Consider the following 24,794-nt stretch of genomic DNA (forward strand, 5'->3'; position numbering starts at 1 on the left):
TTGTTGACTACGATTAAATTTAGTTAAACCTCCTGAACCTGTTTCTACAGGTAGTCCGGTTGCTTTTAGAACTTCTAGTAATGCAGTACGAGTCGTGTTTACTGCTGCTGCATTAGCCAGTGGTTTTTTAGCTTGCTTCAAGATTTTTTCTAACTTTGAAGGGTCTTTTTTGAGAAAATCTTTGATGTCTTTCGTTCCCTTTTTAGTGTTACATTTTTCACAACTTAAAGTGAGATTTGTAATTGAATTACTACCCCCCTTTGCTCGTGGATGAATATGTTCTACTTGAAAAGGAACGTCTTTTACTCCACAGTAAGCACATTGTCTACCCCACTTTTCTAGTAAGTATTCTCTGGTTTCGTAACCAGCTAAAGTTCCCTGCTGATATTCCTTACCTTGAATATCAGGATTAGCCATTAACTGCATATCAAACCTGACTAATTCTTGGCTAATAGCCTCAATTGGTGCGAGTTTACGCAATCTTTCAACCCAAGTTTTAATATTATCAACCCGACTTTGTAGGCTTGGTGCTAACCATCCTTCTGGACGGGTTCTATTCAAGAACCTTGGTTGTCTGTAACGAGTTTTTCTTGCACGTCTAGAACGTCTTAATTGCCTTCTAGAAGTTAAAGCATCTCTAATTGCAAAGCCTCTATGTTTTAATTCAGCAGCAAATACAACCTCGCCAGTTGAATCGTTAACTAATGCCATTCCCGTGAATTTTGCACCAGGGTCAATCTTTAGCCTTGGCGACGATACTGGGGAGTCAGGACGGGATTTTTTGAGAATAATTGTGAACGGAAACTGTCTAAATATTGCTGATTTTTTGTTTCTCAATAGTTGTCTAGCTTGTGCTGAATGAATTGGGTTTAATGGCGTGAAGTTGGTATCTAAAACAAATACTTTGGACATATTGTCCCTCCTTGCGGGTAATGTTAGCCTGGACAAAGATTTAAAGGCTTTTTACGCTAACAGCACTGGATTAACCCAATAAGCCTGTTTAACTGTTAACCTCAGCAGCTACAAACTGGCTGCGTATTTGTAGGTGAGATGACCTGAAAATCGTAGTGATTTAACACTTAGTCGGGTAAACTCTGGGCTTTAAAAGCCCCCACTTACCCGAAGGGAAGTGGTGGGTAATTTACTCTACTTCGGTTTCTATTTTGTCTCCACGTTCAAGTTCCCAAAGAATTTGATTACCTTCACGTCTTACCCGTGAAACTATCCAATTTCGCCAGCGCCATTCATCACCTCTGCTAGTAACGGCGCTAGAGTGAACACTCATTAAGTCTGCTAATTCTGAACTGGTGATTAGGTAGCCTTTTTCGGCAATTTCGTCCGCAATACGCAAAGTTTCCACTAAGTTACGAAGTTGTGAAACCCTCATTTCAATGGGTTGTTCGTTGGTTGTAGTCGCGGTTGGAGCGGTAGAAGGTTCCATAATGGTTATATCTGATACAGATGAACTGCTTTCCAGTGTATTTTGATTAATTATTATTGTAGAGTTGATCGGATAATCAGATACTAGTGATTCACTCATTTCACTGATTTTAGGTAAAGTTTCGTAAACAGAGTTGGAGAATAACTGTTGTAGGTTAGGGGTTTTACCATTAGCGAAGCAGCGAGCGATCGCATCACAGCGTTCATTACCAATATTACCAGAATGTCCGCGAACGTGCTGCCATTTTATCAATTGGCTATTAAGTTGATCGAGGGTTTCCAAAAGGTCTTGATTTTGTACAGGATTACCATCTGATTTTTTCCAGCCTTTCCTTTTCCAACCGGGCATCCATTTAGTAATAGAATTAATCAGATATTCACTATCAGTGTACAGGGTAATAGGTTGAGTTTGTCCAGATGATTTAAAAAATTCCAAGGCCGCGATCGCCGCTTGCATTTCCATTTTATTATTAGTGGTATGCTGGAATGAATCACCCATTTCGTGAACTGAACCATCACAGAAATAGATAACTGTACCCCAACCCCCAGGACCAGGATTACCTGTACAAGCACCATCTGTGTATATACTTTGAATTAGGCGTTGATTAGACATGATCAAGAATTGCTATATTATTGATAACGTTACATTAATTTTAACTTGACAACATCAGTGAAACCGCAAATTTGAGCAAATGGGATCATTTCTGCCCAACTGAAAAAAGTAATATTTTCAATATATCAGTGGTGTAGATCAAAAAAGAATTTTACCCAATTCGATTTTGGTAACACATATATTTAATTATCTTATTTTGGAAATGTCGTCAATTTTTTTTACACCACTCATTCAAAAAATTAATATGCCAATTGCTGACAAAGCAGGTGTTAAAATATACATCTTGCGTCTTGATCTGATGCACCCCCAAATTAACGGTAATAAATGGTTTAAGCTAAAATATAACCTTGTCGAAGCTAAACAGAGAAATTTATCCACAATTCTGACTTTTGGTGGTGCTTATTCTAATCATATTTATGCTACCGCAGCCGCAGGAAATATATTTGGTTTCCGCACTATTGGAGTAATTCGTGGAGAAGAAAATATCCCTTTAAATCCTACTTTACAATTTGCAGTTACACAAGGTATGGAATTAGTATATATTGATCGTCAGACATATAAACAACGCCATACAGAGGAATTACAAAACCAATTAAAACAGCGATTTGGGAAAGTATTTATTATTCCTGAAGGTGGTTGTAATTTAAACGGTATGCGTGGTTGTATAGAGATATTAGAAACAATTAAAGACTTTAATACTGTTTGTTTAGCTTGTGGTACAGGAACAACATTAGCAGGGATAACACTATCATTAAATCAACCACAAAAAGTGATTGGTTTTCCTGTTTTAAAAGGTGGTGATTTTCTCAATCAAGATATTAATAATTTACTCAGAAATTATCTAAATTCTGACTTACCTACACCTGTTAATTCTCCCGCACATTGGGAATTAATTTGTAATTATCATTTTGGTGGTTATGCTCAAGTAAAAGATGAATTAAAACTATTTTGTGATAATTTTGAACAACAACATCACATACCTTTAGATTATATATATACCGGAAAAATGTTTTATGGAGTTATGGATTTAATCAAAGAAGGTTTTTTCAAGTCAGAATCTTTACTATTAATACATACAGGAGGTTTACAAGGTAATAGCGGATTTAGATAATTTTTATAGATAATTTTTCATCCCTGATTTTCTCAAAATGCAGGGATTTAAGATTGATGATTTTCACTAATTAGGCTTATAAATTTGCTTGTTGTTGTAACCAAGAATCTACAGGTTGTCCGTCCTTACGTTTGAGTTCTATTTCTATGACCATGACTTCTTGAGAACCGGGAGGTGCGGGTTTTTTGTGGAAGATAACCTCATAATCTAAAGGATTGTGATTATGTTCTTTTAACCAATCTTGGACTTTAGTAAGTGCAAAAAATGATTGTCCTTGGGCGAACATTTGGGTAATTTGCATTTGTAATCTATAGGGATTAATGCGACTCATTTTTATTGACTCCTTTGATATTTATAATTATGATGATCTCACGCAGAGGCGCAGATTGAGGTTTTTATTTTTATTCTTGTATGTTGAAATCTACTTTATCATAAATATCTGATAATATCATTTGACAGGAAATAGAGGCTAGATTTAAGTTGATATTTCCATCTGTAAATTCGGAAAATATCCATTGATTATTATCGGTTTTACAATATTGTTCAATGTGCATTGTGTACTGGTCGATTAAAATATATTCTTGTAAGGTGGTAATTGTCCGATAAGCTGCAAATTTTTCATCTCTATCATAGCCTTTAGTAGATTTTGATAAGACTTCGGCAATCATTACAGGATTTACTAAAGTGTCGGTTCTTCCTTCTTCATACTCTAAGGGAGTTTTCACGACCATAATATCAGGATAGGTATGAATTTTTCTGCTGGGAATCCAAAGACGTTGATCTGTGACAAAGACTTGATAAGGTTGACGTTTAAGAAGATAATTGAGTGTACCACTGAAATTAAGTGCAAGTTGGTTGTGATTGGGTGTTCCACCTGTCTTATGTATAATTAATCCGTTGATATATTCGTGACGTATTTCTGAGTTTACCTCTAATTCTAGGTATTCTTGGGGTGAATAGTAGGGTGTTTCTTGTGCGAGGGTCATAATTTTAATTTATAGGTTTTATCGGTTGTCAATGTAGGCGATCGCTTCTACTTGCTCAACTAAGTTATAATTATAGTCTAGCAGTTTGTTTGATTTGACAAAAAATTTATGGTGATATTTTTGTCTTTAAATTTTGAAATTACAAATCGTACAAATCCTTAAACCAATTAATAAAACCCTGCACCTTGGGAGTCTGCGGATTTAAAATATTATACTTGATGGCTTGATGTATTTGTCTACCTGGTTCATCTTGCCATGCTAACCAGGTATAAATTTCCGCTTTATCAATATAAGATTCTTTGAATGTTGCACCTTTATTTTTTGCTTCTCTTGCTACATCCTGTGCATATTGCCAAATATATTCTCCCTGTTCTGGAATCATATAACCTAAAAATGTTTCTAACATCCCTTCGATAATATTATCTGGCATAATCCAAACACCAATTTTCTTATCATCTTGTGTATTAATAATTAATCCTGTTTCTGGTATTTGTTCAGGAAGATGAGAAATACTTTCAATTTGCAAACAAGCATTTCTGATACTTTGCCAACGTAAAGACGCATTATCATCTGCATCTACCATTAAACCTAAATGTGTACATCTTCCAGTTTGTAATTCTGTATATATCAGGTCATAAGTAATATTTTCATAACCTCCACATTCTTGAATTGATATAATTGCTTCCTCTTTTTTCGCTCCCCAATAAATTCCATTTTTTTCAATTAATTCTGGTATGACTCGTAAATCATCTTGACCTTCAACTAATAGACTTTTGGGGTGATAATGTTTTGCCATTGCTAACGTACCTCTAATTCTCTTTCAGCAGCAATAACAATTTGTGCTTCATTAAAAACTATACTTTTTTCTTTACCTTTTTCAATTCTATGAATTCTAATACCATCATTAGTTACATTTTCTGTTTTTGCAATATCAGCTAAACTCTGCCAACAATCACTATTATGTGTAGTGGCAAAAACTTGGACATTTAGTCTTTTCGCTGTATCCCAAATCATTTTCCACATATCAGACATTGCAGTAAAATGAAGTCCAGTATCTATTTCATCTACAAATAAATATCCATCTTTAGCTGATACTATAGCTAGTGCAAGTCCTAATATTCGCCAAATTCCATCTCCCATACTGCCAATAGGTACACGTTGTTTTTTATCACTAAGACGCACAAAAAAACCAGTATGTGAATCAGCAGCAGAACGTAATCTTGCCATCTGAGTAGATTTTTGAACATTTGCTGTAGCAATACGTTCAATTTTTGGATCAATAATTTTCAGAGCTTCTGTTACTAGTTCTTCTTCGGGAGTTAATACAACTGCCTCAAATAATTCTTTCATATTTGTGGTATTTAAAGAAGCAGAATTGACAAATACAGTCCTAGACAATTGATTTTTTTTGTCCCGGCTAGAACGTTTAATATATCTTAAAGATAAGCAATTATTATCTAATAAAGGCAGATTTAAAATTTCTTTAGCTTCATCTTCTATATTCCAAACTACTCTGAAGTTTAGGCTTTTGAGATTACTTGATAACTCGTCAATAAGTTCTCTTTTTACTTCTTCATTTAACTCATTCAACTCTTCTAAATCAGCATCAATATGTAACTTTCGGCTTCCTATATTGACATAAAACTCTTCTTTAACATTGTCGTTAATTCCTGAAATAGAAAACTGACTATCTATATCAAATTGATGATCATAAAATAAATGACAAATATCAAGTTCGCGTTCTTCTCTTGGATCATCACTCCAAAAATACTCACCTCGGTTAATCATTATTTCGCCGAGTGGTTCAAGATTAGTTCGTGAAGATAAAAGCTGAATAGCTTCTAGTATTGATGTTTTTCCGCTATTATTTTCACCAACCAGTAAGTTAATTCTGCCTAATTGCTGAAGTTCAAAAGACTTGAAACCTCGAAAATTCTCTATTTTTACACTTTTTAACATAGTTTTTTCAATGAAGACAACAGAGAAATAATGATAGTAGAATTATTATAACATTCAGATACCTGATTTCTTTTACAAGTGGGGTATCTAAGGGGATAAATTAGTCTATAGCATCAGCATTAATATCTATATAATCTTCTATTGCTTGTTCCAATAGTTTAGTTTCAACACTAGAAAAGTTAGGAGATGGTAAAAATAAACTAACTAAAGGCTGAAGAACTGGATACTTTGCAACTCCCATGAGAAAACCGATTGCAAATTGAGGAATATGATTTCTCACAAAATTTGTAAACTCTATAAAAATACCGTAAATTTGCTCCCACCAAGTTGGATCTCTCCTAGCTATTTCATTATGAATATTGTCAAGTTCCGTTAGAATATCCTTGCGCTTTAGGTTTAAAAAATCAATACCATCACGAGTTAAAATACCATGTCCATTCCACGTCATTGTGAGATGCTCAACATTATCCAGTATTTTTACAATTTTTCCATAATGTAATTCATTAATTAAAGTCTCCTTAGAATATATATGGGTTTTAAATATCCAAAAACCTTTTTGTTCATAAATCATCCATCTTATCCGTTTTATTTCTCTGTCTATCTTTGTGAATGCTCCTCTAAGAATAGTTTTTTGCTCAAATGAATATTTTTGATATTCATTGATTTTTTGTATTATCATCATGATTAGAGTTATCCGGTAAGTTTTTTAATACTTATATTGTATCATACTAAATGTAGTAATTTATATGGATTTAATAAAATTTAACACACAACCTCTGTAGTAGGTTGGCGTTGAAAATTGTCGTTATGACAAGGGAACAGGGAACAGACAAGAGGTTTTGGGCAACTTTACTTTTTGTTACATACTTAGGTTTTTCTCTGTCCACCTACTTAGTGCTGTTTCTCTAAACAGAATAAATCACTAATCACGCTATGATAGTAAACAATAAAAGTTAAAGAAGTTCTCAAAATCCTAGAAGAAGATGGTTGGTATATAGATCGCATTAGAGGTAGTCATCGTATCCTCAAAAATGAAAATAAATCAGGTATCGTAGTTGTACCTGGAAAACCAAGTGATGATATTCCCATAGGTACACTTTCATCAATTTGGAAGCAAGCAAAATTAGGAGAAATATAATGATTGAATACACAGTAATTTATGAACGTGGTCAAACAAACTGGGGTGCTTATGTTCCTGACTTACCCGGTTGTGTCAGCATTGGGGATACTTTAGCAGAAGTACAAGAAAATATTAAAGAAGCTATAGAATTGTATTTGGAAGTATTGAAAGAAGATGGAAAACCTATACCCAAACCTTCTACAGAAGTTGGTAAAGTTGCAGTGACAATATAAATTCAAATCCCCGACTTCTATTAAAAAATCGGGGATCTAAATCCTATTTCAACGCTGCTAACAAATCATTTTTCGCTGTTTCTAAAGCCTCCGGTAATTTACTTGCGTCACGTCCCCCAGCTTGCGCGAGATTGGGTTTTCCACCACCTCCACCTCCACAAATTTTCGCTATCGTTCCCACAAATTTCCCCGCTTGGACACCTTTGTGATTCACTTCAGAACTAAAAGCTGCAACGATACTCACTTTTCCGGCTTCGGGAATAGAACCTAAAACCACCGCCCCATTACCGATTTTTTGCAGTAATCTTTCCGCAGCATCTTTTAATGATTCTGGGTCAATATCTGCCATTTGAGCAACAATAATTTTATGTTCTCCTACTATTTCCGCAGTTTGTAATAAGCTGTCAGATTTAACAATTGCTATTTGTGATTTCAGGCTTTGAATTTCTTTTTCATTGTTGCGAAGTTCGGTTTGTAAAGTGGTGATTCTGTCGGGTATTTCTTCGGGTTTGACCTTAAAGCGATCGCACAAATCTTTGACTACTATATCACGCACATTCAAATAATCCAATACCGCCGCCCCAGAAACCGCTTCTATTCTTCTCACCCCGGAAGCAACTCCCGCTTCAGAAATGATTTTAAAAACGCCAATTTCCGCCGTATTATTAACATGAGTTCCCCCACATAATTCCATGGAAACACCTGGGAAATCAATCACGCGCACTTGATCACCGTATTTTTCCCCAAACATGGCCACTGCACCTTTCGCTTTTGCTTCTGCTATGGGCATCTCCTCGATTGTAGCACCATGGGCTTCAGAAATCCAACTATTTACTAATTCTTCAATTTGGATAACTTCCTCACCGGTTAAAGCGCGAGGACAATTAAAATCAAACCGCAATCTATCAAAAGAAACCAAAGAACCAGCTTGAGAAATTCCTTCATCAACAACTTTCTTTAATGCAGCTTGTAATAAATGAGTTGCTGTGTGATTAGCTTGAGCGCGACGACGACAACCCCGATCAATTTGGGCGGTAATATTGTCACTAATCCTAATTGTACCACGTTCAATATATCCAAAATGAATAAAGAAATCAGATTCTTTTTTCACATCTTCAATTCTGACTAAAACACCATCACCACTAATATATCCCTTATCCCCAATTTGTCCCCCAGATTCAGCATAAAAAGGAGTTTTATCGAGAACAATTTGTACTTCTGTTCCTGCTTCTGCTGCTTCTTGGGAAACACCAGCAACTAACAAAACTTCGATTTTTGCAGTAGTTGTTAATTGGGTATAACCAATGAATTGTGTAGAGTGAATATGTTCTGCAAGTTTATCCAAAGAACCTTGTACAGTTAAATCAATAGTTTCGTGTGCTGCTTTTGCTCGTTCTACCTGTTTTTGCATTTCTGCATTAAAACCATCAACATCAACAGTGAGGTTATTTTCGGCTGCGATTTCTTGGGTTAATTCTAAGGGGAAACCGTAGGTATCATAGAGAGTAAAAGCACTTTCCCCACTAATAGAAGTTAATCCTTTTTGTTTGATATCTTGGATAATTTCAGCTAATAGCTTTTCACCTCTATCAAGAGTTTTCAAGAAGTTAACTTCTTCTCTTTGTAATTCGGCTTTAATAGCAGCTTCTCTTTGTCGCAAATTGGGGTAAATTGATTCCGAAAGAGAAATGGCGGTTTCTGCAACTTGGTTAATAAATTCCCCAGCAATTCCTATTAATCGGCCATGTCTAACTACCCGACGAATTAAGCGCCGTAAAACATAACCCCTACCAACATTAGAAGCGCGAATTTCATCAGCAATCATGTGAACTACAGCACGCACATGATCACCAATTACCTTTAAAGAAACTTTCGTATTTTCATCACCTTTGTGATAATCAATTTTAGCAATTTTCGCCGCAGTTTCGATAATTGGGAAAATCAAATCTGTTTCATAATTATTAGGAACTTTTTGCAGGATTTGCGCCATTCTTTCCAAACCCATTCCCGTATCAATATTTTGATTTTGTAACGGCGTTAAATTTCCCGAAGCATCCCGATTATATTGCATAAATACCAAGTTATAAAACTCGATAAAACGCCCATCATCTTCTAAATTAATATGATCATCACCTAATTCCGGGTGAAAATCATAATAAATTTCCGAACAAGGACCACAGGGACCAGTAATACCCGATACCCAGAAATTATCATCAGCACCCATGCGCTTGATGCGTTTTTCTGTTACACCAATAGTATCGCGCCAAATAGCAAAAGCTTCGTCGTCTTCTTCAAACACACTGACAACGAGATTTTTAGGGGAAATCCCAAACACTTGAGTAGATAATTCCCAACCCCAGGCGATCGCTTGGGCTTTAAAATAATCACCAAAGCTAAAATTCCCCAACATCTCAAAAAATGTATGATGGCGTTTAGTGCGTCCCACATTTTCGATATCATTGGTACGAATGCACTTTTGGGAAGTTGTAGCGCGTTTAAATTCCGGTGTCCGTTGTCCCAGAAAAATCGGCTTAAATGGTAACATACCTGCTATAGTCAGCAGCACAGTAGGATCTTCAGGAACAAGGGAAGCACTTGGAAGCGGTTGGTGTTCTCGCTGTGTGTAGAAGTCGAGGAATAATTGACGAATATCGTTACCGCTAAGAAACTGGAGAGTTGAAGACATGAGTGTTTAAGAAATCAAATTTAATTAATTGAGGAAAATCTGCAAAAAGCATCATTACTATTTATAACTTATGACAGCAAAGATGAAAAATATTCAGCTTTCAGCATTTTTTGTCAGAATTTCCCATGACAGATTAGTATAGAAATTACCATCAATTCCTATACTTTAATTATATTTCCAAGGATCTGATGGAGATTGGATATAAAAATATTAGACATCTTGTGAAAATTATCGTAAGGACAATTCATGAATTGTCCCTACAAGAGTTCCAGGTTATGCACATTTAATGACCAAAGATGTCTATTTAATTTATCTCTGGTTCAACACCTAAAGCACGCAATTGTGCAATTAATTTTTCTGTTTTTCGTCTTTCTTGATCTGCGCGTTGTTTTTCTTGGTCTGCGCGTTGTCTTTCTTGGTCTGCGCGTTGTTTTTCTTGGTCTGCGCGTTGTTTTTCCCATTCTGCGGGAGTTAATACCCAATTACCATTTTTATCATACCAACGCAACCAAGGCATATTGACGTTTTTATAACTTCCTTCCCAAACTCCTAAACCTAATTCTATACTGGGTATCCAGAAGCGGGAATTTGTTAAATTTGCTTCAATATAGCGATCGCCATTTAACTGAAACATTCTAAACTCAGATTGATAACGATCAAAAATTGCGTAATAAGGTACTCTTAAAATCTGCTCATAAATCTCCCATTTAACAGGGGGTTTTTCCACATCTCGCAATGTTTGACCTAAATCTTCTTTTTCTGTTCCTGGTGATAGCAATTCAACGATAATATAGGGATTAACAGCTTCTTGCCACACTACATAACTTAATCTTAAATCTTGATGATCACCATATAAATATGGTACACCTAAAACCGCAAACCAATCAGGACGTTTATACCACAATGGATGACGAGAATCATAATACAGATTCATGTCACTACCTGTAAATATTTCCTGACTGTGATAATTAGCAGGTGCAAATGTTTCTGATAATAATTGTGGTTGCAATAAATGGAATTGATCTGGCAAACCTTTCTCCTCTGGATCTTCACTCGGTAGATCATACATTGTGGGTAATGTTTCTTTAGGGGAAAGTGGCGGATCTGTTTGATACATTTTTCACTGTCCTCAAGCTATAATTTATATTTCTATTATGCCGCACTCTCACGAATCACCTTTTTACACTCTTCAACATCAACCCCTTTTTTCATTGCTTCCACCAAAGCTTGATAACTTTCCCAATTCTCCTGAATCAGATTTTTAGATTGAAGCAAATGAAAGCGTTGTTTTTGCTGATAAATATGCTCAGAAAGACCAATAACTTGTAAAAATTGCATTAACTTAATTTTATCATCATCACCACCTTGAGGAGCATCAAAGATCAAAGTTTCCGCAGCAATTCCCGCCATTAAAATTGTACAATAGCGCTCTAAAATTTGGGTACTAATTTCACCTTTTTCTATTTGCGTTGTTAACCCTTTATCATCTATTGATACCCCTCCTTGTCCTGGTTGTCCTTGTTTCCAAGCTTCCCATGCACTAAGAGTATAGCCAGTTATGGGAATTTCTAATAAGTGAGCCACGAGAAAATGACCCGCTTCATGATGTAAAATGCGTTCTTTATATTCTGGAGAAAATCGTGCCAGGAAGTCTAAAAATATCGTTCCTCCCTTACCTTGAAAACTGAAATTATCTAAAGTTGCAATTCCTAAAAACGTCACTGTAGCTAAAGCTGGTATTGTGGGAGAAAGATGTATTAACGGTCCTAATAAAGTGGAAAAAGTCATCAGGAAAATAGATATAGCAACGAGATTTATCGCAGTTTGGCTCATGGGAAGTTTTTTTAATATAATAAAATAGAATTATACCTAATTTCTCAGCCATCAAATCAAAATTATGCAATCTCCATTAAGTATTTTTAGTGTTGAACAATACCTAGAAGCTGAAAAATCTAGCGATATTCGCCATGAATATGTGGCGGGACAAGTTTTTGCAATGGCGGGTGCAAGCGAAGAACATAACCTGATAGCTGGTAATATTTACGCTATACTACGTCCCCATTTGCGTGGGAGTTCCTGTCGTGCTTTCGTGTCAGATATGAAAGTAAAAGTTAAAATCAGGAATGCTAATATATTCTACTATCCTGATATTATTGTTACTTGTGATCCTGAAGATAAGGAAAGGTACTTTAAAACTCGTCCTAATTTGATTATAGAAGTTTTATCTAATTCCACAGCAACAATAGACAAACGTGAAAAACGCATTAATTATCAAACTATAGAGAGTCTAAAGGAATATGTTCTAATTTACCAAAATCAAATAAAAGTAGAAGTTTATCGTCAAGATGATCAAGGAAATTGGTCAACGGAAGTATTAGGAAAAGATGATAAATTACATTTAGATTCAGTGAAGTTAACTTTGACAATGGCAGATATTTATGAAGATGTGATAGCGGAATTTAAAAAGTAATTTTGGTTCTAGCTTGCTTTCCTAAAATGGTAGAATAAAACCCAAAATTAAATTTTTACTTCAAAACAATACCTTATCTAAAACACACTAATCTATTAGTTATAAGTATCATCTCTCCTTGCGGTTGATTTGGAAACTACTGGCGACAGCTTGATACCTTTGCGTTAATTAGGACATGGAAATATATACGCTCTCTGCATGGAAAAACCCCCTGAAGAATGTTAAAGTATGTTGTTTAAAGCTGTGGTGAATTCCTCGTAGGGAGCTACCCCCACAATTGTTTTTGATAATTCACCGTTTCCACTGCCCGCAGCGGATTCTCTAATGCCGGATCTGTGACAACACTTGATGCAACCGGAATTGCAGCTAGGTTAACTACTGCTGTGTTTACAGCTAACTCTGCTGCTCAATTTACCTTTGGTAGTCGCAGCTTTGTCGCTATTAACGACGCTACCGCCGGATTTAGTGCCACTACGGATGCCATCATTGAGGTGACAGGTTTAACTGGTACTCTGACAGTTAATAACTTTACCACTGCCCTAGCGTAGCTTCTGGTATCCTTGAGGTAAACCACATTGTAGAGACGTTTCATGAAATGGCGTTGCTGATTTCCGGTATGATAGGCGAAAGGTGCGATTCATCTAGCGATCGCTAATAAATATCATACCCAAATTCAGCAACGCCTATTATTCAATATTCTCCTGAATATTTTCCTTTGCTACTCGTTGATGAGATGCTACTGCTAAAAGTTCCTCTACTATATCCCAAGCAGATGCACATTCACGAGAAGAATCACCTTTGGCTGTACAAGTTGCTCTCGCTTCTTCCCGTGCCACTTCTATTTCATCCTCAATAAAGATGCGTTTAGGATTTTCAAACAAGTCACTTTTTCTGAGAATATCAGTAATAGAAATTATCCCTAATAACTTACCTTTAATTACAGGAGCGCGACGGATATGGGTGTGAGCAAATAAACGAGCTACATACTCTACTCCCAGCTCAGGATTGACGACAATACAAGGTTTGGTCATAATTTCATAAACTCGCACTTGTTTGGAGTCTTTGCCATAGGCAGCAACTTTATAAACAATATCAGTTTCGGTGATCATGCCATAGGGATCATTTTCGGTACGAGGTTCGACAATTAAAGAACGTAAACCTTTAGATTTCATCAAACTTACAGCTTCCGCTACAGTTGCTGAACCACGAATTGTAATTACTTCTGTGGTCATTATATCTTCAGCTTTCATCATGGTTAAAATCCTTAAAGTAATGAGTATGAATCTGTGGAATTTTGATTGGGTAAATGGAAAAATATCGAGCAGAATGAAATAGATTCACTCATCATTAATATTTCTTCTTCACAAACCTCCGGAGAAAGATGAGATGTAGTTAATGGTTTAAAATTGCTTGGTATTCCGGGTGCATAAGCTTCAATTACACTACCATCCAGAGAGCGCATTACCATCAGGTAGTCACAAACTGGACACTCTGTACGGATAATTTGATTCATCAAAGAATGCTTGTGAGCTAGTTTTCCATCAGTTAAAAACTGACGTTTTGCTTCACTACCGCAATTAGGACATGGAAATATATACGCTCTCTGCATGGAAAAACCCCCTCAAGAAGGTGAAAGTATTTTGTTTAAAGCTGTGGTGAATTTCTCATAGGGAACTACCCCCACAACTGTTTCTGATAATTCACCATTCTTGAAAAACATAACTGCGGGAATACTGCGAATACCGTACTTTTTAGCAACGCTTTGATTTTCGCCGTCACCAACATCTAATTTGACCACTTTTACCCGATCTTTGTATTCTTGGGCTAGTTTATCCATTAAAGGAGCAACGATTTTACAAGGTCCGCACCAAGTTGCGGTACAGTCCATCACAAACAATTCTTTCTCCTCTAAAAGCGATTCAAAGTCTGATTTTTGGATATATTGAACAAGAGTTTCATTCGGACTTTCAGAACTAGCCATAAGTTTCTCCAGCAAAAATTAAAATTGGTGATTATCTGGTCGGGAAATGGAAAATGGTCAATGATAAAATAGAATGTTCATGAGTTAAATTATTGATTGAGGTCAAGCGAACACCAGAATTACAGTAACCCTGATGCCATAGAAAGTTCAATCTTTTGATGTTTCTTTTGTTTCGCATAAAATACTCACGACTTTTACTTGATTTTTGGGTTATGCAGATAAAATCTGTTTTCCTTCCTTGATTGATTTCTTCCTAATATTTAAAGTTTTTTTGTCTATTATTAACCGAGGTTTAGAAACAGCATCTTGCAAAAATTGAGTTATTACTTCCACTGAACGATCGCCATTAATCACAGTTAAAAAACCTTGTTGGCGATAATGCTGAATTAGGGGAGCAGAATGCTCTTGATAGACTTCTATTCGTCTGTAAATAACTTGATAATTATCGTCTGAACGACCCCGTTCCAGTAACCTTTGTACCAAAACATCAATGGGGACATAAAAGCTAAAAACTTGGTTGTAAAGCTTTTCTGGTAATACAGATCTGCCTTGAGGTAGGATTTCTAATAGTAGTTGATCAAGAAGTTTCACCTGGGACAAATTACTAGGAAATCCATCCAGAACCCAACCCCTTTGGGCAGAGGAATGACTTAAGCGTTTGCGGATGATATCAAGGATTAAATCATCTGGAATTAAATCACCTTTTTCTACATAGGGCTTGACTTTTAAGCCCAAATAAGTCTCTTTGGCGATCGCCTGATGGAATATATCATCAATAGATATATGGGGAATTTGCCATTGGCTTGATATTGCAGCCGCTTGTGTACTTTTCCCAGCACCTGGTACTCCCAAGAAAATCAATCGCATTTAAACACCCCCTATTTTCAACCGCAGATCAGACGGACAGAACAGATCTCAATAGCTATGCAAAAATTAATACTAGCATTGATAAAGTAAATGCAAAGATAGAAAGACGTAAACAAAACTCTCACTCATCAACTGGCAAAGACCAATATTTGAGATATAATCCCCATAGAATAGAAATGATTTTTTTCTAAAAACAATGGCAACTGAAAAATCAAAAGACTCTTACATCAGAGACAAGCTAGACCAAGCCAGAAAAGCGAAAGCAGCCAGTGGCGGCTATGCCGGCTATGGTTCACCTGCTTTTGGTCAACAGTCTGTTAATGGTGAATTAGTGGAAGATCCATCTGAACAACAGATTATTGAATTAATTCGCCGTCACCACAAGTCAGGAAAATCACTTCCACAAATCGCCGCTTGGCTTAACCAGCAAGGATATCAAACCAAGCGGGGGAGTCAATGGCAACCTGTATCAGTTAAAAGGGTTTTAGACAGGCTCTATGGTAAAATACAAAGAATTTCCGGTATGGACGAAGACTGATGTACATATTGGCTCTAATTTAGAACCACAAAGTAAAAATGTCTTTTTTACCCCTACTGAGATAGATAACCCCGAATTTTAGCCCATATTTACCTTTTGATAATTCAATCCTTTATATAGAAACTGTTTCCCCCCTTTCATCCTTTACATCCCTCGTATTGTACCTGAAATTTATAGAAAATAATATGTATATCACAAAAAACTTTACAAAACTTTATAAATTAACTTCATCGGCTATTGTCAAATATGGAAATTGATGACCCACTCATTGGCGTTCCTTGCTTAGAAGATGCGATAGATAAGCGTCCACTGGTTGTTACACCGAATACTTCCCTAATTGATGTTGTCAATTTAATGAATCAGACGCGAGGTAATAGTTGTTTCTTACCTGATTTTGATTCAGAAATGGGTTTTAGTTCCATGCAAGGTACGCGGTCAAGTTGTATTTTAGTCATAGAAAGAAACAAATTACTGGGCATTTTCACAGAAAGAGATGTTGTTAGACTTACCGCCATGGGTAGAGATTTTACTGGTGTGAAAATAGCTGATGTCATGATACATCCAGTAATAACCTTAGTGGAAACTTCATTTCGGGATATTTTTGCGGCACTGTTTTTATTTCGGCGGTATCGGATTCGCCATTTAGTGATAGTCAATGAAGATACACGAGTAGTAGGAATTGTTTCCCCAGAGAGTATTAGACAAGTTTTGCGCCCCACCAATTTACTGAAAATGCGACGGGTATCAGAAGTCATGACAAACCAGGTAATTCATGCAGCACCCACAGCCTCCGTACTCAGCTTGGCGCAGATGATGGCAGAACATCAAGTTAGTTGCGTGGTGATAACGAAAAGTGGTTCTGGGAATGATGCTGAATCCGCTGGGAGACCAGTAGGAATTGTTACAGAAAGAGACATAGTACAATTTCAAGCATTGGGCTTAAATTTGCCTGAAATTCAAGCAAAAACAGTGATGAGTACACCGTTATTTTTACTGAGTCCAGAAGATTCCCTATGGTCTGCCCATCAAGAAATGCAAAAGCGACGAGTGCAGCGATTGGTTGTATCCTGGGATTGGGGCGCAAAGTTAGCTATCGTCACTCAAACCAGTTTATTGCGGATATTTGACCCATTGGAGATGTATGGAGTCATAGAAACCTTACAATTAACTGTAGCTCAATTAGAAACAGAAAAAGCTAAATATTTGCAGAAACAAAATAATGTTAGAGAACTATCTATACAGCCTAGTTTAAAGGAGATAGGGAAACAAAACATAGTTACTAATGAAAATTTAGATACCTTGATTTCTACTGTTGAAAGCCGGATAGAACATTTGATCAAAAATCCTGATTTATCCAGAGAATTACAGCAAATGTATTTAAGTTTAGCGACAACGGAGATACAGAAAATCCGTCATTGTCTTAATAACTGAAAAATCCTCAAAAATTGAATTTTTGGGAGATTTTACTGTTTTTTACAGAGATTTGTTTGATTGTGTTCACCTACTTATTCATGATAATCACTACCAGAACCAAACCGCCATTTATCTATTAACCGATGCCAATAATATTGTTTTTCTTGTGGTAGATTATTAACTAATATTTCTAACATTGGACTGAAAGTAAACAACCTAGTATACACAATTAAATTTACATAATGTAACATCCAATCTAATAAACTTAATAAACCCACTTGGGGAATGATTTTTGCAACTAATAAAGGATGAGATAAACCAGTTTTTAACAAAGTTTTTGTTAACGCCCCAAATTGGACAATATCTTGTAAAAAAGGTTTTAAAACAGGTGTTCCTAACTCCTGCATTTGTGCAAATACAGCAGAGAGTAATTGGTTAATTTGATTGGGATCAATTTTCTGATTTACTCCTACACTCATGGCTTTTTGAAATAACCAAGTTACACTTAAACTCGGTTGATATGGTTGGAGAATTGCTAAAGATTTGGCAGATAATTGATCAGTTTTTAAGGCTTCATGAACTCCCAAAGTTAACCTTTGTAAATGACGCACCATAGCCCCAAATCCACCAAAACTTAAAGGAGATTGATTTCCGCTACTATCTCCTACAAATAAAATCCGATTCCAAGGAGTTTGTAAAGGACTTTGACGATAACTGGGAAAGAAACCAAATAAGGCCCGTTGAAAATTGAGGTGATTAATTTCCACACCTTGATATTCTGGTAATAGACGGAAATATTCAGCAAATAAAGTTTCTAAGCTCAATCTTTCTGGCGCTGAATCTAAATAAGTGAACAAATAAGTTGTTCTCCCGTCTTTAGCGGGAAATGCTTCCCAAAAATATTGACATTGATTTTCCAATGCTGTAAAAGATAATAATAAATCACCAGTTTTATTCTCAGGAAATCCTGTAGCACAAGTTCCCACAACTAAACAAAGTGCATCTGGTTTTTTTCCTTGACGTGCTTGTTGGCTAATTGGTGATAGATTTCCCATGACATCTAATAACAATTTTGCGGTAAATTGGTTATTGATAATAACTCCATTTTTGTGAATTACTACATTACTAAATGGTGTATTTTCAAATAATTTTCCTCCAGCATTCAGAAAGCGTTTTTTTAGGGTTTCGAGTAAATAAATAGGACTTATACCAATATTAAGAACATCTTCCACCCAAACTTCCGTACCTCCTGGAAAGCTAACTCGTGCGGGATTATATTCAGTAACAATAGCCTGGTTTAATTCCGCTTCCGTTAGTAATTCCAATTCCCGAAATACTTTTAACTCTTGGCGAGAAATATTCCATTCCTGTTCTCTTCCTCGCAAAATTCCCCTTTCTAATAATGCTACGCGCACACCCCGCACAGCTAAAGCGCAACCAATTAAAATTCCCAAAGTTCCACCGCAAATAATGACATCAAATTGTAATGATTCTAAATTTTCGGGATTTTCTTGAACTACATTTGGTATGGGTGAGTTATTATCTCTTAGAGATGTTAAAATGGCATCTGCACGACGCAAGCCGCCTAAAATATCCCCTGGGAGTTGAGAAAGAATTTCTTCAGTTAGTGACATAAAGCTTAATTTCAGAAAAGTTCTGTTACACAAAAATAAGGTTTTTAGCCACATCTTGCATAAGTCCTAATATTGATACTATACTATCTTTAACGTTGCCGATAGCCGGGGTGGAGTAGCCATATTCAGCCATGAAAAGTCTCTAAAATCATTATTTACTTAAATTTGCAGGATTTACTTAATTTACAGGAAACACTTATGAACCGTTCTCAGATAGTTGCGATTATTACAGGGGTAATTTCTATACTTCTGGCTATTGCTTACCTCATTGTTGTCCAAATTATTGATTATCGGGATATGAAACCAGCCCCTACTAGTCAACTCAGCCCACAAGTAGTTATTACAGTCAGTAATTTACCTGGGTCACTATGTAAGTTACTTGTTAAAGTATAAAAAATGGGGTGGTAAATACTGCCCCTAGATTATAGATACTGCTTGAAAAGTTAATCTATAGATTAAACATGATGGTTACTATTTAATAATCGAATGTACAGAAATATAAGAATCACTTACAGAAATCATTGCAAATTCATCTACTTAAATAATTTATTTTTGTTACAGATAAGGGTAAACTGTTCATAATAATATTAAATAAAAATAAATTGCGATTATCAATGATCACTAGATTAATAGGGATCAACGGTATTTGCTGTGTTTTCTTTAAGTTTTGCTGCAAATTGTAGAGGTAATTGAATGGGTCAGTATTTACTAGATACTATTTGGCTAGTCCCGGTTTATGCTTTGATAGGTGGGCTTTTAGCCATACCCTGGTCACCAGGAATAATTCGCAAAACAGGTCCTCGACCAGCGGGATACGTAAATGTAGTCATGACCTTTTGCTCATTTGTTCATGCTGTTCTTGCTTTCTTTGTAATTGGAAATCATCCAGCCCAAGAAGTATTTATTCCTTGGTTGTCAACAGCGGGTTTAAATCTCACCATTAATTTAGAAATTTCTGCTGTTAGTGTGGGGGCGTTAATTATTATTACCGGCTTAAATTTGCTGGCGCAGATATACGCTATTGGTTACATGGAAATGGACTGGGGTTGGGGACGTTTCTTTTCCTTATTAGGATTATTTGAAGCGGGTCTTTGTGCTTTAGTATTGTGTAATGATTTATTTTTTAGTTATGTAATTCTGGAAGTCCTTACCTTGGGAACTTACCTATTAGTAGGTTTGTGGTTTAGTCAGCCTTTGGTAGTGACTGGGGCGCGAGATGCTTTTTTAACCAAACGGGTCGGAGACTTGTTTTTATTAATGGGTGTTTTAGGACTTTGGACACTTTCAGGGACTTGGAATTATACAGAGTTGACTGCTTGGGCGGCTACTGCAAATGTTGACTCCACAATTATTACTTTAGTATGTTTGGGCTTAATTGCCGGTCCGATGGGTAAATGCGCCCAATTTCCCCTACATTTGTGGTTAGATGAGGCAATGGAGGGACCTGTTCCTAGTACAATTTTACGAAATTCGGTGGTCGTCGCCAGTGGGGCATGGGTGTTAATTAAATTACAACCTATATTTAGTTTATCTCCCTTAGCAGCTTCTGTAATGGTGGCTATTGGTACAGTAACAGCCATTGGTGGGGCGTTAATTGCGATCGCTCAAATTGACATTAAACGCTGTTTATCCTATTCTGTTAGTGTTTACATGGGCTTGGTATTTATTGCCGTAGGCACACAACAAAATGAAGCTGCGCTACTATTAGTCCTCACCCATGCTTTATCCTCTGCATTACTGGTCATGAGTACCGGGGGAATTGTTTGGAATAGTGTCACCCAAGATGTTACCCAATTAGGTGGATTATGGTCACGTCGTCCCATGTCCGGTTTAGCATTTATTATTGGTACATTGGGTTTAATAGGTTTTCCCCCTTTAGGTAGTTTTTGGGCATTATTCAAATTAGCTGATGGTTTATGGGCAACACATCCGACTTTAGTAGGAATAATTATTATTGTCAATGCCTTAACTACATTCAGTTTAACTAGGGAATTTGGTTTAATTTTTGCTGGTAAACCTAAACAAATGAGTGAACGTTCTCCTGAAGCTATTTGGTTAATGGTTTTACCAATGATGATTTTATCAGGCTTTGTTTTACACCTGCCTTTAGTATTACAAAGCTTGTCATTGCTTCCCGACTGGGCAACATTAAATAAAGATGTCGCCCTACTATTAATTTGGTCAAGTATATTTGGTTGCAGTATTAGCAGCATCATCTATTTAGGCAACATTCCTAAACCAATTCGTTTACCCTGGCAAGGTTTACAAAATTTATTTGCTTATGACTTTTACACTCCCAAACTGTACAAAATCACCATTATTTTCGGCGTTGCCCAACTTTCTAAATTTGCCGATATCCTAGATAGATTCGTAGTAGATGGTATTGTCAACTTTGTGGGTTTATTCTCTCTTTTAGGTGGTGAAGGATTGAAATATAGTAACAATGGACAAACTCAAACCTATGCCCTGACAGTGCTTTTAGGAGTAGGTGTTTTAGGTGCTTGGTTGTCATGGCCTTTTTGGGGTGTGCAGTTCATGAAATTAATTTTTTAATTTGCACCCGACTTATAGCATTACCAATTAACAATTCCCAGATCATAAATATGTTGAGTGTTTTAATTTGGCTGCCAATTATAGCCGCTATAATCATCGGTTTTTATCCAAGAAAAGATATTCCCGCGAGTCGAATTCGTTTAGCATCTTTAATCATTACAGGGTTAGTTTTGCTGTGGAATATTTTGATTTTGTTAAAATTTGATATCAGCAATTCGGGGACGCAATTCACCGAATATTTACCCTGGAATGAAACCCTGGGGTTGAGTTATCAATTAGGAGTAGATGGATTATCAATATTAATGTTAGTATTAAATAGCTTCCTCACTTGGATTGCTATTTACAGCAGCAGTAAAGATACAGAACGTCCTCGGTTATTTTATGCCCTGATTTTGTTTGTTAGTGGTGGGGTAGCCGGTGCTTTCTTATCACAAAATTTGCTTCTGTTTTTCCTGTTTTATGAATTGGAATTAATCCCCTTTTATTTACTAATTTCCATTTGGGGCGGGGAAAAACGAGCTTATGCCGGCATGAAATTTCTGATTTATACAGCCATTTCCGGGGCTTTAATTTTAGCCACATTTTTAGGAATGGTATGGTTAACAGGTTCTCACAGTTTTGCTTTTGATGCTGTTGCCACTGAAAAGATTTCTGCGGGAATGCAATTAATATTATTAGCAGGAATAGTTCTAGGTTTTGGGATCAAAATTCCCTTAATTCCCTTCCATACCTGGCTACCAGATGCTTACGTAGAAGCTTCCGCACCTATCGCTATTTTATTAGGTGGAATATTAGCCAAATTAGGAACTTATGGCCTATTAAGATTTGGTTTAGGAATGTTTCCCCAAGCTTGGCATATTATCGCCCCAACATTGGCAATTTGGGGAGCAATTAGCGCGATTTATGGGGCGGTTGTAGCCATTGCCCAAAAGGACATCAAACGCATGGTAGCATATAGTTCTATCGGCCACATGGGCTATATTTTACTAGCAGCAGCCGCAGCCACACCTTTAGCATTAGTTGGTGCAGTAGCCCAAATGTTTAGTCATGGAATCATTCTCGCTATTCTCTTTCATTTAGTGGGAATTATTGAAACTAAAGTTGGTACAAGAGAATTAGATAAACTCAATGGTTTAATGAGTCCTATTCGCGGTTTACCATTAATTAGTGCCTTGCTAGTTTTAGGTGGTATGGCAAGTTCTGGTATTCCCGGTTTAACAGGTTTCATTGCTGAATTCATTTCCTTTCAAGGCAGTTTTTCCAGCTTTCCAGTTCCCACAATTTTATGTGTAGTTGCCTCTGGTTTAACGGCAGTTTATTTTGTCATTCTTCTTAACCGTACCTGTTTTGGTAAATTGCAAAATAACCTAGCTTACTACCCTAGAGTCGTCTGGGCAGAAAAAATTCCTGCACTAATTTTAGCATTGTTAATTATCTTTTTGGGAGTACAACCCACCTGGTTAGTTCGTTGGAGTGAAACCACAACTACCGCTATGGTAGCCGCAATTTCCCCTACTGAAAAATCGGTAATTGCCTTAAAATGATATAGCTTGGGAATAAATTCCCAGGCTCATAGCAAAAATCATCTCAAGATGACTAAATAACCCGAAAATTTTTTAGTAAACTAAAGTTTACTTTGATTATTAGCCCGGAAATGAATTTCCGGGAGGGTTTGAAAACTAACAGATACACTATTGTTTTAACAAACACAAAAAATATTATGGTACAAACTTCAGAAAAACCAAAAGCCAAAATTCCTCCTTCAAAACACGAATTTGCAGAAATTATTCATCGCTTAGAAGCTGGTGGTTCAATGTTACCAGATACACCAGAAAATTTAATGCAAATTATCGGTATTTATAAAGCTTATGCCGTACCGATGGATTTTTATTGGCGAGATTTATTATATATTGCTGAAAGGGTATTTTTAGATCCTTTACCAGCTTTTAAATACTTCCTACCACAAGAATATTTAGACCTGCATAATCACTATGCAGGTGATGATGCTGATTTAAGAATTTGGCGAGGTGAAGCTACTGCACACCCAGAACTTTTGGCATTTATGGAAAAAGGTGAAACCATTAAAATGCCGAAAATATTCCATCATTTATTCCATGATAGAATCAACATGGAATTTGCCGAAGCTTGTATGCAGGCTATGCTTTGGCACCGCAAAATGTATGCACCAGTAAACCAATTTGATGCTTATTTAGATTCAGCCGAATATCAAGCCAATGCAGATAAAGCAATTAAAGCTTATTTTCGGAAAAATCCTCTAATGTTGGGACTTTATAAACTGTTTCCTGATATGTTTTTGGAACAGTGTCGGATGATGTCCTATTATTCTAATTTAGGACTTTTCTGGGAAGTCATGGCACCGGTATTTTTTGAAATGTCAGATATTTATGATGAAGGTGGTTTCAAAAGTGTACCTGACGCTATGAACTTTCTCATAAATGGTATATTTGCTATTGCAGGTCGCCCCATTTACCATCATGTTTATATTGACGGTGAATGTTATGAAATTATCCCCAAATCAAAAGCGTTTACCTGGTTATATGAAGCCGCTTTACCCTATGTGGAAGCCGTTTTTTATCGCACCGCACCATTTAGAGGCACAAAGTCATATAATGCCCAAGCAGGGGAAGTTCCAGAAGACCAAAAAGACTTCCATTATGGTATTCTTTATGCTGATGTATTTCCCGTCGGTACAGCAGGTATTCCTCCGACATTATTAATGCAAGATATGTTGCATTTTTTGCCTCAATATCTTGTTGATTATTATCAACAATATTGTCGAGGAGAAGAGGATATTTTAATTCAATTGGGAATTACTTTTCAACGTTCCATGTACAATGTAACATCTGCGGTAATTCAAGCTTTAAGAACTGCTCTTTTATATCCTTTAGATGATGAAAATCCCCAGCATTTACAAGCAAATCGAGAATTTTTTGAAATGCAGTTAAATCGCTTTACTCGTAGTGATTATAATATGCGTGATGCTGCTAGATTACGGGATATTCAAAGACAGGATTATAGATAGAATCTGCGGAGAAAATAGATACCCGACTTGTTGCAGAAGTTGGGTATCTCCCTATTTGTTGATTTTGTAAAGATTTATATTTTTTCAGTAAATTATTGAATATCTATGGAAAAATTATGTCCTTAGTTAGACTAAGTTATAAATAAT

At 36.3% G+C, this 24,794-nt stretch carries 26 protein-coding genes; 11 read left to right on the top strand and 15 right to left on the bottom strand.

The window, feature by feature from the left end; genetic code table 11:
• Both iscB and rnhA read right to left on the bottom strand, forming a co-directional pair.
• On the bottom strand, positions 1-912 hold a 912-nt coding region (gene iscB, locus H6F62_RS13775; RefSeq protein WP_190372281.1), incomplete at its 3' end, for an RNA-guided endonuclease IscB.
• Positions 913-1,141: 229 nt separating this feature from the next.
• Entirely contained in the window at positions 1,142-2,053 is a 912-nt protein-coding gene (rnhA, locus tag H6F62_RS13780; RefSeq protein WP_137909549.1) for a ribonuclease HI, read from the bottom strand.
• Between the two features lie 202 nt (positions 2,054-2,255).
• Here rnhA and H6F62_RS13785 point away from each other — a divergent pair, with 202 nt between their 5' ends.
• On the top strand, positions 2,256-3,164 hold the full coding sequence (locus tag H6F62_RS13785) for a pyridoxal-phosphate dependent enzyme (RefSeq protein WP_190372282.1): 909 nt from the start codon (positions 2,256-2,258) through the stop codon (positions 3,162-3,164).
• A 76-nt stretch (positions 3,165-3,240) separates the two neighbouring features.
• Here the strand turns inward: H6F62_RS13785 and H6F62_RS13790 are convergent, their stop codons facing one another.
• The 5 genes from H6F62_RS13790 to H6F62_RS13810 all read right to left on the bottom strand — a co-directional run bounded on the left by H6F62_RS13790 (position 3,241) and on the right by H6F62_RS13810 (position 6,791).
• Positions 3,241-3,495, bottom strand: coding sequence for a hypothetical protein (locus H6F62_RS13790; RefSeq protein WP_190372283.1), 255 nt, complete (start codon positions 3,493-3,495; stop codon positions 3,241-3,243).
• A gap of 70 nt (positions 3,496-3,565) precedes the next feature.
• Complete coding sequence (locus H6F62_RS13795; protein ID WP_137909546.1) at positions 3,566-4,150, bottom strand: Uma2 family endonuclease; 585 nt, start codon at positions 4,148-4,150, stop codon at positions 3,566-3,568.
• Positions 4,151-4,289: 139 nt separating this feature from the next.
• Positions 4,290-4,946, bottom strand: coding sequence for a DUF3226 domain-containing protein (locus H6F62_RS13800; RefSeq protein ID WP_190372284.1), 657 nt, complete (start codon positions 4,944-4,946; stop codon positions 4,290-4,292).
• A 2-nt stretch (positions 4,947-4,948) separates the two neighbouring features.
• Positions 4,949-6,109 (bottom strand): AAA family ATPase, encoded by a 1,161-nt coding sequence (locus H6F62_RS13805; RefSeq protein ID WP_190372285.1) that lies wholly within the window; start codon positions 6,107-6,109, stop codon positions 4,949-4,951.
• A 100-nt stretch (positions 6,110-6,209) separates the two neighbouring features.
• A complete protein-coding gene (locus H6F62_RS13810; protein ID WP_190372286.1) occupies positions 6,210-6,791 on the bottom strand; it encodes a hypothetical protein in 582 nt (193 codons plus the stop codon).
• 264 nt (positions 6,792-7,055) lie between these two features.
• On the opposite strand from H6F62_RS13810, the gene H6F62_RS13815 reads away from it, so the two are divergent.
• Both H6F62_RS13815 and H6F62_RS13820 read left to right on the top strand, forming a co-directional pair.
• Positions 7,056-7,247 carry a type II toxin-antitoxin system HicA family toxin gene (locus tag H6F62_RS13815; RefSeq protein WP_137909550.1) on the top strand — a complete coding sequence of 64 codons (192 nt, stop codon included), beginning with the start codon at positions 7,056-7,058 and terminating at the stop codon, positions 7,245-7,247.
• Complete coding sequence (locus tag H6F62_RS13820; protein ID WP_137909542.1) at positions 7,247-7,462, top strand: type II toxin-antitoxin system HicB family antitoxin; 216 nt, start codon at positions 7,247-7,249, stop codon at positions 7,460-7,462. Before H6F62_RS13815 ends, H6F62_RS13820 begins: the two co-directional genes overlap by 1 nt.
• Positions 7,463-7,505: 43 nt before the next feature.
• On the opposite strand, the gene alaS is transcribed toward H6F62_RS13820, so the two are convergent.
• The 3 genes from alaS to H6F62_RS13835 form a co-directional block, all read right to left on the bottom strand.
• The gene (alaS, locus tag H6F62_RS13825; RefSeq protein WP_190372287.1) at positions 7,506-10,148 is read right to left on the bottom strand and encodes an alanine--tRNA ligase; all 2,643 of its coding nucleotides are present in this window, start codon (positions 10,146-10,148) and stop codon (positions 7,506-7,508) included.
• A gap of 304 nt (positions 10,149-10,452) precedes the next feature.
• Positions 10,453-11,265, bottom strand: coding sequence for a Uma2 family endonuclease (locus tag H6F62_RS13830; protein ID WP_190372288.1), 813 nt, complete (start codon positions 11,263-11,265; stop codon positions 10,453-10,455).
• Between the two features lie 35 nt (positions 11,266-11,300).
• Positions 11,301-11,981 (bottom strand): ATP-dependent Zn protease, encoded by a 681-nt coding sequence (locus H6F62_RS13835; RefSeq protein WP_137909539.1) that lies wholly within the window; start codon positions 11,979-11,981, stop codon positions 11,301-11,303.
• Between the two features lie 64 nt (positions 11,982-12,045).
• On the opposite strand from H6F62_RS13835, the gene H6F62_RS13840 reads away from it, so the two are divergent.
• The gene (locus H6F62_RS13840; protein ID WP_137909538.1) at positions 12,046-12,618 is read left to right on the top strand and encodes a Uma2 family endonuclease; all 573 of its coding nucleotides are present in this window, start codon (positions 12,046-12,048) and stop codon (positions 12,616-12,618) included.
• A gap of 335 nt (positions 12,619-12,953) precedes the next feature.
• The gene (locus tag H6F62_RS13845) at positions 12,954-13,166 is read left to right on the top strand and encodes a bluetail domain-containing putative surface protein (RefSeq protein WP_190372289.1); all 213 of its coding nucleotides are present in this window, start codon (positions 12,954-12,956) and stop codon (positions 13,164-13,166) included.
• 138 nt (positions 13,167-13,304) lie between these two features.
• Here the strand turns inward: H6F62_RS13845 and H6F62_RS13850 are convergent, their stop codons facing one another.
• The 4 genes from H6F62_RS13850 to H6F62_RS13865 form a co-directional block, all read right to left on the bottom strand.
• Positions 13,305-13,871, bottom strand: a complete 567-nt coding sequence (locus H6F62_RS13850) for a CBS domain-containing protein (protein ID WP_137909537.1) — start codon at positions 13,869-13,871, stop codon at positions 13,305-13,307.
• Positions 13,872-13,882: 11 nt separating this feature from the next.
• A complete protein-coding gene (locus H6F62_RS21340) occupies positions 13,883-14,227 on the bottom strand; it encodes a hypothetical protein (protein ID WP_306420261.1) in 345 nt (114 codons plus the stop codon).
• A 12-nt stretch (positions 14,228-14,239) separates the two neighbouring features.
• On the bottom strand, positions 14,240-14,599 hold the full coding sequence (gene trxA / locus H6F62_RS13860) for a thioredoxin (protein WP_137909536.1): 360 nt from the start codon (positions 14,597-14,599) through the stop codon (positions 14,240-14,242).
• A gap of 210 nt (positions 14,600-14,809) precedes the next feature.
• On the bottom strand, positions 14,810-15,466 hold the full coding sequence (locus tag H6F62_RS13865) for a nucleoside monophosphate kinase (protein WP_137909623.1): 657 nt from the start codon (positions 15,464-15,466) through the stop codon (positions 14,810-14,812).
• A 196-nt stretch (positions 15,467-15,662) separates the two neighbouring features.
• Between H6F62_RS13865 and H6F62_RS13870 the strand changes: the two genes are divergently transcribed.
• A complete protein-coding gene (locus H6F62_RS13870; protein WP_137909622.1) occupies positions 15,663-16,004 on the top strand; it encodes a recombinase family protein in 342 nt (113 codons plus the stop codon).
• A gap of 246 nt (positions 16,005-16,250) precedes the next feature.
• On the top strand, positions 16,251-17,435 hold the full coding sequence (locus H6F62_RS13875; RefSeq protein ID WP_190372290.1) for a CBS domain-containing protein: 1,185 nt from the start codon (positions 16,251-16,253) through the stop codon (positions 17,433-17,435).
• 74 nt (positions 17,436-17,509) lie between these two features.
• Here H6F62_RS13875 and H6F62_RS13880 read toward each other — a convergent pair whose 3' ends face one another.
• Positions 17,510-19,051, bottom strand: a complete 1,542-nt coding sequence (locus H6F62_RS13880) for an FAD-binding oxidoreductase (protein ID WP_190372291.1) — start codon at positions 19,049-19,051, stop codon at positions 17,510-17,512.
• A gap of 198 nt (positions 19,052-19,249) precedes the next feature.
• Here H6F62_RS13880 and H6F62_RS13885 point away from each other — a divergent pair, with 198 nt between their 5' ends.
• The 4 genes from H6F62_RS13885 (at position 19,250) to H6F62_RS13900 (ending at position 24,647) form a co-directional block, all read left to right on the top strand.
• On the top strand, positions 19,250-19,444 hold the full coding sequence (locus tag H6F62_RS13885) for a hypothetical protein (protein ID WP_137908888.1): 195 nt from the start codon (positions 19,250-19,252) through the stop codon (positions 19,442-19,444).
• 300 nt (positions 19,445-19,744) lie between these two features.
• Entirely contained in the window at positions 19,745-21,604 is a 1,860-nt protein-coding gene (locus tag H6F62_RS13890) for an NAD(P)H-quinone oxidoreductase subunit F (protein ID WP_190372292.1), read from the top strand.
• A gap of 50 nt (positions 21,605-21,654) precedes the next feature.
• Positions 21,655-23,148 carry an NADH-quinone oxidoreductase subunit M gene (locus tag H6F62_RS13895; protein ID WP_137908886.1) on the top strand — a complete coding sequence of 498 codons (1,494 nt, stop codon included), beginning with the start codon at positions 21,655-21,657 and terminating at the stop codon, positions 23,146-23,148.
• 176 nt (positions 23,149-23,324) lie between these two features.
• A complete protein-coding gene (locus H6F62_RS13900) occupies positions 23,325-24,647 on the top strand; it encodes a CO2 hydration protein (RefSeq protein ID WP_028090925.1) in 1,323 nt (440 codons plus the stop codon).
• The last annotated feature ends 147 nt before the right edge of the window (positions 24,648-24,794 follow it).

This window comes from Anabaena sp. FACHB-1391, assembly GCF_014696755.1.
Lineage (GTDB): Bacteria > Cyanobacteriota > Cyanobacteriia > Cyanobacteriales > Nostocaceae > Dolichospermum > Dolichospermum planctonicum.